The organism is Williamsia sp. z71 (assembly GCF_059553375.1).
This window is the reverse complement of record NZ_JCANWX010000013.1, coordinates 36,154-53,939: the sequence shown is the minus strand read 5'-3', so window position 1 is coordinate 53,939 and position 17,786 is coordinate 36,154. Positions and strand designations below refer to the sequence as shown.

The following is a 17,786-nucleotide window of genomic DNA, read 5'->3' as shown; positions in this document are numbered from 1 at the left end:
AGGGGTTCAGGGGTTTAGGGGTTTAGGGGTTCAGGGGTTCAGGGGTTCAGCCGCCGCCGGTGTCTTCCGCCGCATCCTCGATGTCCTCGCCGGTGTCGTCGGCAGATCCGGCGTACACGTAGGGCACGAGCGACTTGGCGACCATCGCCGCCGGCGGGAACCCGTCGGCGGTGGGGGCCAGGTTGCCCCAGACCACCATCGTCACGTCGTTGACCGGGTCGTAGCCCATGAACGAGTTGTATCCGGGCATCTCGCCGATGTGCCCGATCAGTGGTCCCATCTGGGCGATGCCGTAGCCGTATCCCGAGCTCTCGGGGTCGTCGGGATCGGCGGGTTGGATGCTGTCCATCCGCAGTTGCTGCGTTTTTGCATCGAGCAACCGGCCGCTGCCCAGGGCCTTCACCCAGATCGCCAGGTCGTTGGCGCTGGAGACGCCCTGCCCCGCGGCCCACGTCCATGAGGGGTTGTCGTTGGTCGTCACCCTCGGCTGGACCGTGCCCGCCTCGATCGCCGCCAGGCGTTCGGGCGGAAGGGATTCCTTGCCCTCACCCAGGGTCTCGACGTTCCCGCTGTAGGAGTATCCGCTGACGTACGGGACCGGGAGCGCGGTGTCGGTGTTGGCAGGAAACGACGTGCCCGTCATGCCGAGTTGGGAGAAGAACCGATCCTCGAAGATCTGGGCGATCGGTTTGCCGTCGAGTGCCTCGGCGATCAGTCCGAGCAGGACGGTGTTCGTGTTCGAGTAGTGATATTCGGCGCCGGGAGCGGAATACGGCGGGTTCTCGAATGCAAGAGCAAGTAGCTCTTCCGGCGTCCAGACCCGTTGGGTGTCCTCGTCGAGAGCCGTGTTCAGTTCGAGTGTCTGGGTGTAGTTGTAGAGCCCGCTCCGCATGTCGAGAAGGTGGCCGATGGTGATGTTCTCCCCGTTCGGGACATCCGGCCGGTATTTGCCGACCGGGTCGTCGACCGAGATCGTGCCCTCCTGGACCATCTGCATGATGGCGGTGCCGGTCCAGGTCTTCGTATTCGAGCCGACCCGAATCCTGGTGTCGACGGTGGGTTCGTCGTCGGATTCGATTCCGAGGGTGCCCCATGCGTTGGTGTAGTCACCCGTAGGTGTTCGGATGAGCACCAGCATTCCGACTTCATGGAATCCGGTGGCGAGGTCGTCGACCACTTGGTCCATGGCGGCGGTGTCGAGCGGCAACAGTGCGCTGGTCGACGTCGAATCGCTCGTCGTCGGTGACGTGTCGACATCCGACGAGCAGGCAGTGCCCACCAGTGCGACGGTGAGCATCAGGGTGACCGCGGTGGTACGTCGCGGTCGACGGGATGGTTGATGTACGTCCCTGGTGTTCAACGGGTTCGGGGGGAACATTCTGCTCGCTTCCGATGGGTCGATCACGCCGCGGGGAGCGATCCATCTGGGAGGCAGTGGCGTTCGGACGAGCTTCGGGAGACCAGATGGGCGGCTCGGTAATCCAGCACGCGCCGATCCCGCGAGGCGGGACGCTCCGTGTGGGGGTAGTGCGACGGTACCGCTCGAGTGCGTAGGCGGGACGCGGTTACGCCAAGAAGCCGAGCCATGCACCTATTACTTTTTGACAATGATTGTCATTAAGGCGGACCATGTGGGCGTGAAAAATACTCGTGCCGTCCAACTGATCACCGCCCTCTGTGCCGGAAGCCTGCTTGTCGCCTGTGGCACCGACGGTGACAACACCACCTCACCCTCTGCCGGGGCCTCCGCCGAGAAAGCCGCTGCCGGTTCTGAACCCGTCGAGCAGACCTCGGCCACCAAGCGGCTGGCATTCACCCATGATGAAGGCATCGTGATCGTCGACGCGGACGATCTGGACCCGGTCGGTGAGGTTGCAACACAGGGATTCATCCGGCTGAACCCGGCCGGGGACGGACGCCACGTGTTCGTCTCGCGCCCCGGGGGATTCGGCGTCCTCGACATGGGCACCTGGACACGTCAGCACGGCGATCACCGCCACCACTACACGGCGCAACCGGCGATGACCGCGCTGGCGTTCGGCGGGGAAGATCCGGGACATGTTGTGCCACACGATGATCGGACCACGCTGTTCTCAGATGGAACCGGTGGCATCGATGTGGTCGCACCGGCCGAACTGTCCCGGGGCAAGGCTCAGGCGGAACGACATCAGGTCCCGGCGCATCACGGTGTCGCCGTGGCGCGCGCCGACGGCACCCTGGTGACCACCGTCGGTACCGAGGAATCCCGCAGTGGCGTCCAGGTTCTCGGCCCCGACAACGCGGTACTGGCGAGCAACGATCGATGTCCCGGCGTCCACGGTGAGGCCATCGCCGCCGACGGTGTACTCGCATTCGGATGTCAGGACGGCCTTCTGGTGGTGCAGGGCAACACAATCGAGAAGATCACCAGCCCGCACACCTACGGGCGGATCGGTAATCAAGCAGGCACCGAAACGTCACCGGTGGTACTCGGGGACTACAAGGTGGACGCCGAGGCCGAGCTCGAACGCCCGACCCGGATCAGTTTGACCAACACGCAGACCGCCGAACTCAGACTCGTCGAGTTGGGTACCAGCTACAGCTTCCGGTCACTGGGGCGCGGACCGAACGGTGAAGCGCTGGTCCTGGGCACCGATGGCGATATCCACGTGATCGATCCTGTCTCGGGCACCACGATCAACCGGATCGAGGTCATCGCGGACTGGGCCGAGCCCGTCGAGTGGCAGGCTCCGCGCCCGACCCTGTTCGTCATGGAGTCGACCGCCTACGTCACCGATCCGGCGAACAACAAGATCGTCGCGGTGGATCTCGGCACCGGCGACATCACCGCCGAGAATGAGTTCGCCGCGGCCGCGAACGAGCTGACCGGAGTCGCCGGATAAGCCGATGGTGGGTGGATGCGGGAAGACGGTGGGCCGGTCTGCAACACTGGGTCGGTGATTCGAGTAGGCCTGACCGGCGGTATCGGCGCCGGAAAATCCACGGTGGCACGCACACTGACAGAACGCGGCGCGTATCTCATCGACGCCGACGTGATCGCCCGTGAGGTCGTGGCGCCCGGGTCCGAGGGTCTGGCGAAGCTGGTCGAGGCTTTCGGAGCGGACATTTTGCTCGCCGACGGCGCCCTCGATCGGCCGGCGCTGGCGGCCAAGGCCTTTGTCGATGAGGAACAGCGCAAGATTCTCAACGGCATCACGCATCCGCTGGTCGGTGCCCGGGCCGCGGAACTGCTCGACGCGGCCCCGGCGGACGCGATCGTGCTGCAGGACATCCCGTTGCTGGTGGAGAACCGGACCGCGCCGTTCTTCCATCTGGTCGTCATCGTGCACGCCGACGAAGACGTCCGGCTGGCGCGGCTGACCGGACAGCGCGGCATGCCCGAAGAGGATGCGCGGGCACGGATCCGGTCGCAGGCGACCGTCGAGGAACGGCGGGCCGTCGCAGATGTCTGGCTCGACAACAGCGGCACCCCGGACGACCTCGCGGCGCTGGCGGCCACGCTCTGGGACGAGCGGCTCGTGCCGTACGAACGCGGCGTCCGCACCCGGGTCTGCGCGCCGCAGCCGACGACGGAGGTCGCCTACCGGGAGCAATGGCCGGTCGATGCCACCCGGCTGGCCAATCGGCTCAGAGTGCTCGGTGCCGAGAAGATCGCCGACATCAAACACGTGGGCCCCACCTCCGTGGTCGGATCCGCGGCCGTCGACGTCATCGACCTCGACATCTCGCCGGCCGCCGGGGTCTCGGCCGCAGATCTGATCGATCCGCTCTCGGACGGTGGTTTCCCGGTGAGCAGTCCCGGAGTGCATGCCAACGCCGACCCCGGGCGTGCGGTGACGATCAGGCTGGTGTGACGGTCAATCCGGTGTCACGTACACCATGACCTGAGGGTTCACCGTCCGGCCGGGGTCACTGCCAGACCAGTGTGGCGCCCTGGCCGGCGAGCCAGGCCTCGACGTCGTTGCCGTGCGCGGCCGCGCCGGTCATCGTGCGGGTGGCGATGCGGACCGCGGCCTCGGCGTGTTCGCGGGGGAGCATCCCCGCGGCGTGGGCGTCGAACAGTTCATCGACGTCCTCGAGTTCCAGGTATTCGGGGCGCTCGATCAGGTCGAGGTACCAATCCTCGGAATGCCAGCACCCCTGGGCGTCGGGGCGGGTGAACTCGCCGATGTCGAGGTAGAGGCGTTGGTCACGTTCGAACCCGGGCCGGAAGTGGAATATCGTGGCCCGGAGTCCGAAGTCGGGGAGCAGCCAGGACTGTATTCGGCTGAACTTGCGATGATCGGCCGGCCGGTCCATGTACAGGCCGAACTCGGTGGCCCGGTAGACATCCACCTGACGGATGAACCCTTTGGGGTCGGTGTTCGTGCTCCCGGGCACGTCGAAGATCTCGTGTTTGGGCGGATGAATCGCGTCCATCGCGTCAACCTAGCCCAGTGCGATGTTCACTGTCGGCGTACGCGCCGTGTCGGAGGTCGCGTTTACTCTGATGACATGGCCTTTGCAGCAGAACATCCGATCGTTGCGCACTCGGAATTCCGCCCGGTCGGCGAGATCGAACGTTCGGGAGCCACCTTCGAGGTGGTCAGCGATCACTCACCGGCCGGTGACCAGCCGGCGGCGATCAAGGAGCTCGAGCAGCGCCTGTCCAGGGGTGAAAAGGACATCGTGTTGCTCGGCGCCACCGGTACCGGTAAATCGGCGACCACCGCGTGGCTGATCGAGAAGGTCCAGCGGCCGACACTGGTGATGGCCCCCAACAAGACCCTCGCCGCGCAGCTGGCCAACGAGTTACGAGACATGTTGCCCAACAACGCCGTCGAGTATTTCGTCTCGTACTACGACTACTACCAGCCCGAGGCGTACATCGCGCAGACGGACACCTACATCGAGAAGGACTCGTCGATCAACGACGACGTCGAGAGGCTTCGTCACTCGGCGACGTCCAACCTGCTCTCGCGCCGTGACGTGGTCGTGGTGGCCTCTGTGTCGTGCATCTACGGTCTCGGTACACCGCAGTCCTACCTCGATCGCTCGGTACAACTCGAGGTCGGCCAGGAAGTCGACCGCGACGCCCTGCTGCGACTGCTCGTGGACGTCCAGTACAGCCGCAACGACGTCAGCTTCACCCGCGGCAGTTTCCGGGTGCGGGGTGACACCGTCGAGATCATCCCCTCTTACGAGGAACTGGCGATCCGCATCGAATTCTTCGGTGACGAGATCGAGGCGCTGTACTACCTCCATCCGCTCACCGGTGACGTGGTCCGGGAGGTCAAGGAGTTGCGGATCTTCCCGGCCACGCATTACGTGGCCGGTCCGGACCGGATGGAGCGCGCCATCGCCTCCATTGAGGCCGAACTCGAAGAACGGCTCGCCGAACTCGAGGGCAAGGGCAAACTGCTCGAGGCCCAGCGGCTGCGGATGCGAACCAACTACGACGTTGAGATGATGCGCCAGGTCGGTTTCTGCTCCGGCATCGAGAACTATTCACGGCATATCGACGGCCGCGGACCGGGTACGGCGCCCGCCACGCTGATCGACTACTTCCCCGAAGACTTCTTGATGGTCATCGACGAATCGCATGTCACGGTGCCGCAGATCGGCGCCATGTACGAGGGCGACATGTCGCGTAAGCGCAACCTGGTGGATTTCGGGTTCCGGTTGCCTTCGGCCGTCGACAACCGTCCGCTGACCTGGAGTGAGTTCACCGAGCGGATCGGTCAGACGGTCTACCTGTCGGCCACACCCGGCCCGTATGAGCTCGGGCAGTCGAACGGGGAGTTCGTCGAGCAGGTCATCCGGCCGACCGGTCTGGTCGACCCACACGTGGTGGTCAAACCCACCAAGGGGCAGATCGACGACCTGATCCACGAGATCCGGGAACGCACCAAGAAGGACGAGCGGGTACTGGTCACCACGCTGACCAAGAAGATGTCGGAAGACCTCACCGACTATCTGCTCGAGATGGGTATCCGGGTGCGGTATCTGCACTCGGAGGTCGACACGCTGCGCCGCGTCGAACTCCTGCGGCAGCTGCGGCTCGGTGACTACGACGTCCTGGTCGGAATCAACCTTCTGCGTGAGGGTTTGGACCTACCCGAGGTGTCGCTGGTCGCGATTCTCGACGCCGACAAAGAAGGATTCCTGCGCAGTACCACCAGCCTCATCCAGACGATCGGGCGTGCGGCCCGAAACGTCTCCGGTGAAGTGCACATGTACGCCGACAAGATCACCGACTCGATGCGCAATGCCATCGACGAGACAGACCGTCGCCGCGAGAAGCAGATCGCCTACAACAAGAAGATGGGTGTCGATCCAAAACCGTTGCGTAAGAAGATCGCCGACATTCTCGACCAGGTGTACGAGGAGGCCGAGGACTCGATCGCCATCGGTGGTTCCGGCCGCAATTCCAGTCGGGGCCGGCGCGCGCAGGGCGAACCGGGCCGGGCGTCGTCCTCGTCGGGTGTTCTCGAGGGCCGGGACGTGTCCGCGATGCCGCGTGCGGAACTGGCAGACCTCATCGCCGCGCTCACCGATCAGATGATGAACGCAGCGCGCGATCTGCAGTTCGAGCTCGCCGGTCGACTACGCGACGAAATAGCCGATCTCAAGAAAGAATTGCGCGGTATGGACGCCGCCGGCATCTCCTAGCCGAACCGCCGGCCCGCAGATACATGTGACGCGAGTGACAGTAAGTGTTGTCGCAGGTCAGCGGGCCCGGCGGTGTGCGCTTCGCCGGATACCCAATTGTGTCCCGTAGGTGTCGATATACCCTTCTCGGAAGGCAACGCCGTGGAGCGATTTCCTATGCAGGCACGTTTATTGGAGGAATGAATGAGCGCATACCAGACCGTCGTAGTGGGAACCGATGGATCTGAATCGTCGATGAAGGCAGTGGAACGAGCGGGGGCGATCAGTGGGGACGGGGCACAGTTGATCATCGCCTGTGCGTACTTCCCGACCGACGACAAAGACTTCTCTGCGGCATCCGATGTGCTCAAAGACGAGGCATACCAGGTACATGGGTCTGCGCCGACCGAAGAAATCCTTCGGACCGCCAAGGAGCGGGCGACCGCGGCCGGTGGCGTCAATATCGCCACCCGACCCGTCGTCGGCTCGCCGGTGGACGCGCTCTTGAATCTGGTGGTCGTCTCCAAGGCCGACCTGCTGGTGGTCGGCAACAAGGGCCTGAACTCGATCGCCGGGCGGTTGCTGGGATCAGTCCCGGCGGACGTCGCCCGCAAGTCGCGGTGCGACGTCCTGATCGTTCACACGGTCTGAGCGGCCTGCTGCAGAGGCTCGGGCAACTCGGCGCTGTGCACAATTGCCAACTGCTGGGTTGCCCGGGTGAGCGCGACGTACAGGTCGCCCCATCCACGTGATGACTGACGCACGATCATCGACGGTTCGATCACGATCGTGCGGTCGAATTCCAAGCCCTTGCACTGTGCCACGGTGAGCACGGACAGTTCTCCGGTGCCCTCGAGATTCTCGGTGGCACTGCGGATCTCGTCCACCAGATCATCCGGGGCGATGATCGCGGCGATACCGTCGAGAGGTTCGGTGGCGAGCCGGCCGGCGACCGCACCGAGCTTTTCGGATGACGTGTGTTCGAAGACCGGTGGCCGTCCGCTCGACCTGATCGAGGTGGGCGCCGACATCTCGCTGTCGATCTGTTCGAGGATCGGGGCGGCAACTGCCATGATCTCGGCGGGCGTGCGGTAGTTGACCGTCAGGTCGAACTTGCGCCACCGCTGGGCCACATATGGGGTCAGGACCTCACCCCACGAGTTGGTCCCGGCCGGATCGCCGGTCTGAGCGGTGTCCCCGATGACGGTCATCCAGCGATTCGGGATGCGGCGCATGATCATTCGCCACGCCATCGCCGACAGCTCCTGGGCCTCGTCGACGATCACATGACCGAACGTCCAGGTCCGGTCGTTGTAGGCGCGTTCGGCCGTGGTCAGGGCGACCCGATTGGTCTGGCGTGCGGCGAGTTGTTCGGCATCGATCAGGTCGTACGCCATCAGGATCTCGGGGTCGAGTTCGTCTTCGAGATCCTGGGGTGCCGAACCGGTCAGGATGTCGAGTGCGTCCTGGGCATCCGAGAGTTTCTGCCGCCACTGGGCGCGTTCGCGTTCTTCATCGTCGTTGTTGTCGATGCCGATGATCTCGGCCAGTTCGTCGAGCAGCGGTGCATCGGCGGCACTGAAACCGCCACGCTCGGTCCGCAGGAGCGCGTCACGGTCGGCTTGCGACCAGCCGGGTGTGGCGGACTTGATCCGTTCGGGTGAGGTCAGCAGGTCGGTCAGGACCTCCTGCGGGGAGAGTTGCGGCCAGAAATGGGCCAGCGTCGCAGTGATATCCGGGTCTTCGCGCATCTCGTCGCGGATATCGGCGATGTCGGTGCCGCTCAACAACTGCGAACCGTCGACCACACTGGATCCGATGCGTTCGGCATGTTGCTGGGCCAGGGCATCGAACGCCGACCGCAGGAAGACCGATCGGGCGTGGTTGTGCGGTCGTCTCGATGACCGGGCCCGGCCGCGGGCGCGCTGGATCACCTTGCTGGTGATCGCGACGTCATAGCCCTCGAACTTGCGGATGATGGGCGACGTCGGCAGTTCCTGGCGGTCGCGGACCGCTTGCTTCAACACCTCCACGATGGACAGGTCGCCCTTGCGGGTCGATGCCACCGGGTTGTCGGTGACGGTGGCCCGAACCCCCGGATAGAGGTCGCCGATGGTCGAGAGCAGCACACCGCTCTCACCGAGCGACGGGAGCACCTGGCCGATGTACTTCAGGAAGGTCGTGTTCGGCCCGATGATGAGAACACCACTGCGAGCGAGGGTTTCGCGATAGGTGTACAGCAGGTAGGCGGCGCGGTGCAGGGCAACCGCGGTCTTACCGGTACCCGGTCCACCCTGGACCACCAGCACGCCGCGGTGCGGGGACCGGATGATGACGTCCTGTTCGCGCTGGATCGTTTCGACGATGTCGTTCATGTGCCCGGTGCGGGCGGCATTGAGCGCCGTGATCAGTGCCGTCTCGTTGACCACGTCACCGTGCCCGGTGCTGTCGGCGTCGGCGATCTCGGTGACGTCGAGGCGTTCGGTGTTGATCGCGGTGATCTTGCGATTGCGGGTACGGACATGGCTGCGGACCTGGACGTCCTCCGGTGAGGCCGGGGTCGCGAGGTAGAACGGGCGGCTCAGCGGTGCCCGCCAGTCGAGCAGGAGCGTGCTGTCCTGATCGTCGTCGTCGAGGATGCCGATGCGACCGATCCGGCGGACCTCGCCGCTCTCGAGGTCGAGGCGGCCGAAGTAGAGGTTGTGTTCGGCAGCATCAAATTTCGTCAGGTCGTCGTTGTAGAGACGTTCATAGGATTCGCGTTCGGAACGCGCCTGCGGGGTACCGCCGGTGTCGCGCAGAGCAGATGCCAACCGCGTCTGGGTATTGCGGCGCATCCGGTCCAGACGACCGTATACGCGATCCAGATGGTGTTGTTCGGCCTCGAACACAGTCCTCCTCGGTTTGCTGCAGCACCGTGCCGAATCGGGTATTCGACCGCGCCATGGGCGCACAAAAATAGTGCCAAAGAATAACGCGGTGGGCCGGGTAAACGTTCCCGGCCCACCACGTGACCTGAGTATTGAGGCCTGCTAACAGCTGCGGTCCTCGTCGTTGATCAGGCGTCGAGGTCGGAGGCCACCAACTGCGCGATCTTGTCGAGGGTCGCCTGGTCTTCGCAGGTCACGGTGACCTCGGTGCCGACCGTGGCACCGAGCGTCATGATCAGCAGCGCCGAACCGGCGTCCACCGGCTCACCGCCGGCCACCGACAGGGTCACCGGGACGTCGGCGGCGGCCACTGCCTCGGCGATCGTCGCCGCGGGACGGGCATGCAGGCCGATGGACGATCCGACGGCAACGGTGGTACTTGGCATGATTTCTCCTTGGTTTACTTGTTGATGCTGATCAGGGGGTGATGAGGGTCAGGCCGCGCTGAGGACCTTGGCCTCGTCGGGTGCCGACTTGCGCGGACGGATGAACTGTTTCGCGGCGACAACGCAGATCGCCGAGACGACGGTGCCCGCGGCGAGTGCGACGAAGAACCAGACGATCCCACCGATCGCGAACGAGACGAAGATGCCACCGTGCGGCGCGCTCAGCGTGACGTCGAAGGCCATGATCAACCCACCGGTCACGGCGCCACCGGCCATCATCGACGGGATCACCCGCAACGGGTCCGCCGCGGCAAATGGGATGGCGCCCTCGGAGATGAACGAGGCGCCCAGTAGCCAGGCGGCCTTGCCGTTCTCCCGTTCGGCCTCGGTGAAGAGCCCGGGCCGGACGGTCGAGGCCAGTGCCATCGCCAGCGGCGGCACCATCCCGGCGGCCATGACCGCGGCCATGATCCGCAGCGAGGCGTCGTCGGTGACCGAGAGTCCCGCCACGGCGAACGCGTACGCCGCTTTGTTGACCGGTCCACCGAGGTCGAAGCACATCATCAGTCCGAGGATGACGCCGAGCAGGATCGCAGACGAACCGGACAGGCTGTTGAGCCAATCGGTCAGTCCCTCGGTGATCGAGGCCAGCGGTTTGCCGAGCACGATGAACATCAACAGACCGACCACCAGTGAGGCGAACAGCGGGATGATCACCACCGGCATCAGGCCGCGTGCCCATTGCGGAACGGGTATCCGGCCGATGTACAGGGCAGCGAAACCGGCGATCAAACCGCCGACCAGACCGCCGATGAACCCGGCTCCGACGAATACGGCCACCGCACCTGCGGTGAAACCGGGAGCCAGGCCCGGCCGGTCGGCGATCGCGAAAGCGATGTAACCGGCCAGCGCGGGCACCAGGAAGCTGAAGGCCAAGGAGCCGATCTGGTAGAGGACCGCGCCGATGTAGGTCATCAGGCCGCCCTCGGGCAGGGACGTCAGCGAGTTGTCGAGCGTGATGTCGGCGGCGGTGTCGGAGATCTCGTACCCGGCGAACAGGAAGCCGAGTGCGATGAGGAGTCCACCGGCCGCGACGAACGGGATCATGTAGCTCACGCCGGTCAGCAGGATCTGCCGCACTCGGGTGCCCCAGCCGACGTCGCCGCCACCTCCACCCGAATGTTCGGCGTCCGCGGTCGCGGACCCGGCGACTCTGGCCGCGCCGGGATCATCGGCGGCGCGCAACGCCTCGGAGATCATCGTGTCCGGCTCGTTGATGGCCCGTTTGACACCCGATGCGACCACCGGTTTACCGGCAAATCGTTCTCTGGCCTTCACCCCGACATCCGTGGCGAAGATCACCGCGTCGGCGGACGCGATCGCCTCGGACGACAGGGGAGTGCTGCCGCTCGACCCCTGGGTCTCGACGAGCACCTCGACGCCGGCGCGCTTGCCGGCCGCCGTCAGCGAGTCGGCGGCCATGTAGGTGTGCGCGATTCCGGTGGGGCAGGCGGTGACCGCGACGATGGTGCGCTCGGCCCCGCCCGGACCGGTGGCCCCGGTGGGTGAGGCGGGCGACTTCTCGGTGCCCGGGGTCTGTGTGCCGGTGTTGTCCGGGGCAGGCGCCGGTGGCGCGGTCGCCGGAGAGGCTGCGGGAGTCGGTGCCGGGGCGGGATGCAGGACGCTCTCGACCAGTGCGACCACGTCGTCCGGACCGGCGGCCGACCGCAGCGATGACACGAACTCCGGCCGGACCAGGGCGCGGGCCAGCGCGGTGAGGAGTTTCATGTGTTCGGAACCGGCCCCGGCGGGTGCGGCGATGAGGAACACCAGATCGGCCGGCCCGTCGGGGGCACCGAAGTCGACTTTGGGGTCGAGTCGGGCGAATCCGAGGGACGCCGTGACGACGGATTCGTCCCGGCAATGCGGGATCGCGATCCCACCGGGAAGTCCGGTGGCCGACTGCGATTCCCGCGCCAGCGCGGCGTCGCGCAGGCTGCCGACGTCGGTCGTGCGCCCGGCGGCGGCGAGCTTTTCGGCCAGGGCCTCGATGACCGCCTCTTTGGTGGTGCCGAGTCCGGCATCGAGGGTGATCAGTTCGGGGGTGATGATTGCCGGCGTGGGGCCGGTGTGGACTGTCGGGTTCGACATGGCTGATTCCTAGGTTGGAGATGCGCGATCGGCAGGGTGCGCGGCGCTGGTTTTCGGATCGGGTGCAGCCATCAGGAGCTGCCGAGGATCGAGGTCAGCGCGGTGACGGTCACCGCGTCCGGGTTGATGTGGTTGGGACTCGGGAGTGCCGTGCCCGGTAGGGCGGCAGCGGCACTGCCGTACGCGACCGCCATGACGAGGCGGTCAGCTGGTCCGGCGTTTTCCAGATCAGCGAGGAGATATCCGGCCAGCGAGGAATCGCCGGCACCGACCGTGCTGAGCGGCGCGATCGGAGGTGTGGTGGCGTGCCAGGCGCCGGTCGCGGTGACCAGGACGGCGCCCGCGGCACCCAGGGTGGCCAGCACGGTCTGTGGGCCACCGCGCTCGATGAGCGATCGGGCGGCGCGGGCGGTGGGGTAGGGATCGCCCTCTTCGGCGGCGCGCTCGAGTTCGAGACCGTCCGTCCCGACGATCTGGCCCAGTTCTTCGGCGTTGGGCTTGATCAGATCGGGTGCGGCCGTGGGGAATTCGGCCGCGAGTGCGCGTAGCGGTCCATCGGAGGTGTCGACGGCGATCCGGACCGGGGCGCTTCCGGTCGAACGGAGCGTCGCCACCAGTTCGGCGTACCAGCGGTCGGGGACCCCCGGTGGCAGTGAACCCGACAACACCACCCAGTCGGCCGGCGCCGAGAGATCGCGCAGGCAGGACGCCAGGGCATCGAGGTGCTCGGGCAGCAGTGCGGCGCCGGGTTCATTGATCTTGGTCGTGGTGCCGTCCGGTTCGGTCACGGCCAGATTCACGCGAGCCGCACCGGAATGTGCGACTGCGCGGTGCTCGATACCGGCTTCGGTCAATGCCACAAGGAGTGGTTCGTTCTGGTTCCCGGGGAGGACTGCGACGGCGCGTTGTCCGGCGGAGGTGATGACCCGGGCGACGTTGACGCCCTTGCCGCCCGGGTGCGAGGTCACGGTGGTGGCCCGGTGAACGGCACCACGACGCAGCGGTTCGGCCAGCGTCACGGTCCGGTCGATGCTGGGGTTCGCGGTCAGGGTGATGATCATGCCGTCACTACGTCGATGCCGGCGTCGGTGAACTCGGCGCGGGCGGTATCCGGGATGTCGGTGTCGGTGATGAGCACGTCGACCCGGTCGATCGGGGCGAAGCTGATCAGGTCCTCACGACCGACCTTCGACGAGTCGGCGACAACGACGACCTGATGCGCGGATTCGACCATGGCCCGCTTGACCGCCGCCTCGTCGCTGTCCGGTGTGGACAGGCCGTGGCGCACGCTGATTCCGTTGGTCCCGACCACCGCGACGTCGATTCGCATCGTCGACAGGGTGCGCAGGGCATCGTGGCCGACCACGGCCTGCGTGATGCCGCGGACGCGTCCGCCGAGCAGGTGCAACCGCAGGCCGCCGAGCCCGCTGACCCGCATGGCAACCGGCAGTGAGTTGGTGACGACAACCAGATCCTGGTCGGTGGGCAGGTATGCGGCCAACCGGGCCGCGGTGGTCCCGGCGTCGATCAGCACGCTGCCACCGGCCGGCGGTAGATGGTCGAGGGCGGCCTTGCCGATGCGTTCCTTCTCGGCTGCATGGCTGTTCTCGCGCTCGGTGGTGCCGAGCTCGATGGCGGTCAGGGCCGAGGCCGGGACAGCGCCCCCGTGAACCCGCCGGATCAGTCCGAGCCGCTCCAGTGCGGCCAGGTCGCGGCGGACCGTCTCGGTGGTCACCGCGTACAGCTCGGCGAGGTCGGCGACTGACATCCGACCGTTCTGGGTGATGACCGATGCCATCGCCTGTTGCCGTTCCTCTGGGTACATCCCGTCCTCCGGTGTGTCCCGCCGCGATGTGCGAGCATGTGGTTTGAAATGTTGCTTTATGTTGTTTTATGCCCGACTGTATTGCCTTGTCAAGAGTTTTCCGTAATCTAGATCACATCGCTACGTTGGAGATGTCCAGTCACATGACGTGTACTGGGTTGCCAGAGGAGGTCGGATGAAGATGTCAGCGCAGGTGGAGAGTCCGCGGCGGGTTCTGCGGGGTACCCCGGTCGTGCCCGGGGTCGTCCTGGGGCCGGCCGTGGTCCCCGGGCCCCGCGTGGAACCGGTTGTCGACACCGATCCGGTGCCCGAAGCGGAACGGGACGCGGAGCTCAAGGCGTTCGCCGGTGCGACCACGGCGGTGGCGAAGCGTCTGGCCGACCGTGCCGGGAAGGCGACCGGGTCGGCCTCGGAGGTGCTTGCGGCCAACGCTGCGATGGCGACTGATCGGGGATGGTTGGGCGCGGCCGAGAATCTCATCACCGGTGGCAGTTCGGCCGCCGCCGCAGCTGTTGCCGCCACCGCCCAATTCGTGGATATGTTCACCAAGATCGGCGGACTGATGGCCGAGCGGGTGACCGATCTCAACGACATCCGCGATCGGGTGCTGGCCGAGTTGCTGGGTCTGCCCGAACCCGGTGTCCCGGTGCCGGCGGTCCCGTCGGTGCTCCTGGCCGAAGACCTTGCCCCGGCCGACACCGCAGGACTCGATCCGACGTTGATCGTCGGCCTGGCGACCTCACTGGGCGGACCGACCAGTCACACCGCGATCATCGCCCGCCAGCTCGGGATCCCCTGTGTGGTGGCGGTGTCCGGACTCGAGTCCGTCGCCGCCGGAACGCCGGTGCTGATCGACGGAAGTGCCGGTGAGCTGACCGTGTCACCGGATCGGGAGGCCGCGGCGCAGGCCGTTGCGGCCTACCGGTTGGTGGCCGAGCGCACCGCGTCGTGGACCGGTCCGGGCGCGACGTCCGATGGTCATCGGGTCGATGTGCTCGCGAACGTCCAGGACGGCGCGGGCGCGCGGGTGGCGGCCGCGAGCGCGGCCGGGGGAGTCGGTCTGTTCCGGACCGAGCTCTGCTTCCTGGATCGCGACCACGAACCAACGGTCGACGAGCAGGCGGCGATCTACCGCGAGGTGATCGCGGCGTTTCCCGACTCCAAGGTGGTACTGCGAACCCTCGATGCGGGTTCGGACAAGCCGCTGCGGTTCGCTGCGCACCCGAATGAGGCGAATCCGGCGCTGGGGGTGCGCGGTATCCGAATGGCTTTGCGGGACAACGGATTACTCGAGCGTCAGCTCGACGGTGTGGCGGCCGCGGCGGAGGGCCTACGGGCGCCCTGGGTGATGGCCCCGATGATCGCCACCCCGGACGAGGCGAAGTGGTTCGCCGAGAAAGTGCGTGAACGTGGGCTCGTGCCGGGCGTGATGATCGAGGTGCCCGCCGCCGCGCTGATGGCCGAACGGGTACTCGAGCACGTCGACTTCCTGTCCATCGGAACCAACGACCTGGCCCAGTACACGATGGCCGCCGATCGGATGTCGGGCGATCTCGCCGGGCTGACCGATCCCTGGCAGCCGGCTGTGTTGTCGCTGGTTGCCCGGACGGCGGCGGCCGGTGCAGCGGCGGGCAAACCGGTGGGCGTCTGTGGTGAGGCGGCGGCCGATCCGCTGCTGGCCTGTGTCCTGGTCGGGCTGGGCGTGACGTCGCTCTCGGCAGCGGCCTCCGCGGTGTCCGGGGTCGGCGCGAAGCTCGGCACGGTCAGCCTCGACGACTGCCGTCGTGCAGCGGCAGCGGTCTCGCAGACGTCAGATCCGGCGGGCGCGCGGGCCGCGGCACGCGCGGTGTTGGGCTGAGGCCCGCGCACCCACCGGATCAGAGAGATCTAGAGCGCTTTTTCTGCCTTCTTCTGCGCCTTCTTGGCCTGCTCACGCGCCAGGGCCGCGAGTCGGGCGCGCTCGTCGGCGGCGCGCTCGACCAACTCGGGCGCCTTGTCGCGCACCGTGTTCAGGTAGTGCTCGGCGTAGCCGTTGGTCGAGGCCCATGCCTTGGCTGCCGAATCCGCGAGCTCCGCGCTGCGCTCGGCAGCCAGATCTTTGGCGGCCGAGCGGTTCTTGGCCGCCTTCTTCGCGAGCTTGGACTGTTCCTTCGCAGCGAGTTTGGCGAACTTCGCCTGCTTCTTGCCGGCCTCTTTACCGAGCTTGGCCTGCTTCTTGGCAGCAGCCTTCGAGAGCGTGGCCGCCCGTTCGGACGCCACCACGGTCAGATGTTCGCCCTTCTTCGAGGCGACATCGGCGAGTTCGGCGGCCCGGTCGGCAGCGATGGCTGCCAGAACAGCTCCTCGCTTGGCCGCGACATCGGAGAACTCGGACCCACGTTCGACCGCCACATCAGCGATGATCGAGGCCTTCTCCGAGGCCTTGTGTGCCAGTTCGGCGGCGCGTACGGAGGCCACGTCGGCGAACTTGCCACCTCGATCTGCGGCGACCTCGGCCAGCTCCCCGGTGCGTTCGGACACCAATCCGGCCAGGTGTGAGGCCTTGTCCGTCAGTACCTCTGTGGTCGCCGAACCGGACGAACCGGTGGGCAGTGCCGATGCCACCTTCTCGCCCGCGACGGCAGCGGCCTTCCGTCCACGCCAGGCGAGTGATGGTTTGCCTTCGGTGTCGACGGTCGCGAGCAACAGTCCGCCGAGCAGGCCGACGTTCTGGATGAAGTGGGCCTGCTGTTCCGCCCGCTCATGCGGGTCGGTCTCGTTCCAGAAGTCGTGTCCGGCCAGTGTGGTCGGGACGACAACGCTCGCCAGCGACAGTGCCGCCAGTCGAGGGAACTTTCCGGTGGCCAGGGCCAGACCGCCGACGATGTGGATGGCGCCGTTCACACGGACGACCACCTGCGGGTCGGAGGGGATGAAATCTGCGGCGGTGGGTGGCAGCGCACCCTTCGCCTTGTCGATGTAGGGCTGCGCGGTCTCGGCCAGGGATTCCGGGCGTCGGATCACCTCGACCCCGGTGGCGATGAACGCTGCTGCGAGCATGGGACGGGCAATTCGGCGAATCAGCATGAAGGGCCTCCTCAAAGACACTGTTCTAAGTCGAAACTGCTTGTCGAACTTCTCGGCTACTGGACTCTTGGAGCCTATAGACGTTCCGTGGGTACCCCGCCGGGCGAACTTCTACCAGCCTCGCTCGCGCCACTCGTCCAGATGGGGACGCTCGGCACCGAGAGTGGTGTCGAGTCCGTGCCCGGGGTACACGATCGTGCTGTCGTCGAATCGGTCGAACAGCTTGGTCTTGACGTCGCTGATCAGCGACTCGAAGTCTTCCGGGGTCTGCGACTTGCCCACGCCGCCGGGGAACAGGCAGTCACCGGTGAATAGGTGGGTGACGTCGTCGTCGAAGAACAGGGCGATCGAACCGTCGGTGTGGCCCTTGACATGGATGGTGCCCAGCTTCAGGTTGCCGACCTCGATGATGTCGCCCTCGTCGACGAGCCGATCGGTGGGAACCTGGATCGGTGGGGCATCGATCCGGCCCGCGGCGGTGGGCAATCCGGTCGCCTTGACCACCTCTTCGAGTGCGATCCAGTGGTCGGGATGCCAGTGGGTGGTGAAGATCGATTCGATGTTGCCGTGTGCCTTGATCAGGTCGATCAGGACCTCGGCGTCGTTGGCGGCGTCGATCAGCAGACCCTTGCCGGTTTCCCGGCAGGTGACGACGTAGACGTTGTTGTCCATCGGACCGACGGACAGTTTGAGGATCGTCGCATTCGGTGTGGTCTTGCGTTGTGGCACATCCGAATTGCTGAAGTCGCCGGTGTAGGTGTCGGAAATCGGGGCCGCTGCGCTCATGGGGTCAACCCT

General features: G+C 66.1%; 14 protein-coding genes. 5 read left to right on the top strand and 9 right to left on the bottom strand.

Annotation, left to right across the window (positions count from 1 at the left end; genetic code table 11):
* Positions 1-46: 46 nt before the first annotated feature.
* Positions 47-1,378, bottom strand: coding sequence for a serine hydrolase domain-containing protein (locus tag AC51GR_RS24375; RefSeq protein WP_496327237.1), 1,332 nt, complete (start codon positions 1,376-1,378; stop codon positions 47-49).
* Positions 1,379-1,607: 229 nt separating this feature from the next.
* Between AC51GR_RS24375 and aztD the strand changes: the two genes are divergently transcribed.
* The gene (gene aztD / locus AC51GR_RS24370) at positions 1,608-2,882 is read left to right on the top strand and encodes a zinc metallochaperone AztD (protein ID WP_496327236.1); all 1,275 of its coding nucleotides are present in this window, start codon (positions 1,608-1,610) and stop codon (positions 2,880-2,882) included.
* A 54-nt stretch (positions 2,883-2,936) separates the two neighbouring features.
* Positions 2,937-3,854, top strand: a complete 918-nt coding sequence (gene coaE / locus AC51GR_RS24365) for a dephospho-CoA kinase (RefSeq protein WP_496327235.1) — start codon at positions 2,937-2,939, stop codon at positions 3,852-3,854.
* 55 nt (positions 3,855-3,909) lie between these two features.
* On the opposite strand, the gene AC51GR_RS24360 is transcribed toward coaE, so the two are convergent.
* Positions 3,910-4,419 (bottom strand): ribonuclease FAU-1 family protein, encoded by a 510-nt coding sequence (locus AC51GR_RS24360; protein WP_496327234.1) that lies wholly within the window; start codon positions 4,417-4,419, stop codon positions 3,910-3,912.
* 75 nt (positions 4,420-4,494) lie between these two features.
* Here AC51GR_RS24360 and uvrB point away from each other — a divergent pair, with 75 nt between their 5' ends.
* A complete protein-coding gene (gene uvrB / locus AC51GR_RS24355; RefSeq protein WP_496327233.1) occupies positions 4,495-6,651 on the top strand; it encodes an excinuclease ABC subunit UvrB in 2,157 nt (718 codons plus the stop codon).
* Between the two features lie 183 nt (positions 6,652-6,834).
* Positions 6,835-7,281, top strand: a complete 447-nt coding sequence (locus tag AC51GR_RS24350) for a universal stress protein (RefSeq protein WP_496327232.1) — start codon at positions 6,835-6,837, stop codon at positions 7,279-7,281.
* On the opposite strand, the gene AC51GR_RS24345 is transcribed toward AC51GR_RS24350, so the two are convergent.
* The 5 genes from AC51GR_RS24345 to AC51GR_RS24325 form a co-directional block, all read right to left on the bottom strand.
* Positions 7,269-9,521: a HelD family protein gene (locus AC51GR_RS24345; protein WP_496327231.1), complete on the bottom strand. Its 2,253-nt coding sequence runs from the start codon at positions 9,519-9,521 to the stop codon at positions 7,269-7,271. The two genes, AC51GR_RS24350 and AC51GR_RS24345, sit on opposite strands and share 13 nt — an antisense overlap.
* A 167-nt stretch (positions 9,522-9,688) precedes the next feature.
* Positions 9,689-9,946 carry an HPr family phosphocarrier protein gene (locus AC51GR_RS24340; protein WP_496327230.1) on the bottom strand — a complete coding sequence of 86 codons (258 nt, stop codon included), beginning with the start codon at positions 9,944-9,946 and terminating at the stop codon, positions 9,689-9,691.
* Between the two features lie 48 nt (positions 9,947-9,994).
* Positions 9,995-12,097 (bottom strand): PTS fructose transporter subunit IIABC, encoded by a 2,103-nt coding sequence (locus AC51GR_RS24335; protein WP_496327229.1) that lies wholly within the window; start codon positions 12,095-12,097, stop codon positions 9,995-9,997.
* A 71-nt stretch (positions 12,098-12,168) separates the two neighbouring features.
* Positions 12,169-13,158 carry a 1-phosphofructokinase family hexose kinase gene (locus tag AC51GR_RS24330; protein ID WP_496327228.1) on the bottom strand — a complete coding sequence of 330 codons (990 nt, stop codon included), beginning with the start codon at positions 13,156-13,158 and terminating at the stop codon, positions 12,169-12,171.
* Positions 13,155-13,922: a DeoR/GlpR family DNA-binding transcription regulator gene (locus AC51GR_RS24325; protein ID WP_496327227.1), complete on the bottom strand. Its 768-nt coding sequence runs from the start codon at positions 13,920-13,922 to the stop codon at positions 13,155-13,157. Before AC51GR_RS24325 ends, AC51GR_RS24330 begins: the two co-directional genes overlap by 4 nt.
* 175 nt (positions 13,923-14,097) lie before the next feature.
* On the opposite strand from AC51GR_RS24325, the gene AC51GR_RS24320 reads away from it, so the two are divergent.
* Entirely contained in the window at positions 14,098-15,780 is a 1,683-nt protein-coding gene (locus AC51GR_RS24320; RefSeq protein WP_496327226.1) for a putative PEP-binding protein, read from the top strand.
* 29 nt (positions 15,781-15,809) lie between these two features.
* Here the strand turns inward: AC51GR_RS24320 and AC51GR_RS24315 are convergent, their stop codons facing one another.
* Together AC51GR_RS24315 and AC51GR_RS24310 are read right to left on the bottom strand one after the other, a co-directional pair.
* Entirely contained in the window at positions 15,810-16,988 is a 1,179-nt protein-coding gene (locus AC51GR_RS24315; protein ID WP_496327225.1) for a DoxX family protein, read from the bottom strand.
* Positions 16,989-17,099: 111 nt separating this feature from the next.
* Positions 17,100-17,774: an MBL fold metallo-hydrolase gene (locus AC51GR_RS24310; RefSeq protein WP_496327224.1), complete on the bottom strand. Its 675-nt coding sequence runs from the start codon at positions 17,772-17,774 to the stop codon at positions 17,100-17,102.
* Positions 17,775-17,786: the final 12 nt, after the last annotated feature.

Bases quoted from the DNA above. Each gene is read 5' to 3' on its own strand.
- AC51GR_RS24330 (WP_496327228.1), bottom strand. From the start codon at position 13,158: ATGATCATCACCCTGACCGCGAACCCCAGCATCGACCGGACCGTGACG.
- AC51GR_RS24310 (WP_496327224.1), bottom strand. From the start codon at position 17,774: ATGAGCGCAGCGGCCCCGATTTCCGACACCTACACCGGCGACTTCAGC.
- uvrB (WP_496327233.1), top strand. From the start codon at position 4,495: ATGGCCTTTGCAGCAGAACATCCGATCGTTGCGCACTCGGAATTCCGC.
- AC51GR_RS24350 (WP_496327232.1), top strand. From the start codon at position 6,835: ATGAGCGCATACCAGACCGTCGTAGTGGGAACCGATGGATCTGAATCG.
- AC51GR_RS24375 (WP_496327237.1), bottom strand. From the start codon at position 1,378: ATGTTCCCCCCGAACCCGTTGAACACCAGGGACGTACATCAACCATCC.
- aztD (WP_496327236.1), top strand. From the start codon at position 1,608: ATGATTGTCATTAAGGCGGACCATGTGGGCGTGAAAAATACTCGTGCC.
- AC51GR_RS24360 (WP_496327234.1), bottom strand. From the start codon at position 4,419: ATGGACGCGATTCATCCGCCCAAACACGAGATCTTCGACGTGCCCGGG.
- AC51GR_RS24325 (WP_496327227.1), bottom strand. From the start codon at position 13,922: ATGTACCCAGAGGAACGGCAACAGGCGATGGCATCGGTCATCACCCAG.
- AC51GR_RS24315 (WP_496327225.1), bottom strand. From the start codon at position 16,988: ATGCTGATTCGCCGAATTGCCCGTCCCATGCTCGCAGCAGCGTTCATC.
- AC51GR_RS24320 (WP_496327226.1), top strand. From the start codon at position 14,098: ATGAAGATGTCAGCGCAGGTGGAGAGTCCGCGGCGGGTTCTGCGGGGT.
- AC51GR_RS24335 (WP_496327229.1), bottom strand. From the start codon at position 12,097: ATGTCGAACCCGACAGTCCACACCGGCCCCACGCCGGCAATCATCACC.
- AC51GR_RS24340 (WP_496327230.1), bottom strand. From the start codon at position 9,946: ATGCCAAGTACCACCGTTGCCGTCGGATCGTCCATCGGCCTGCATGCC.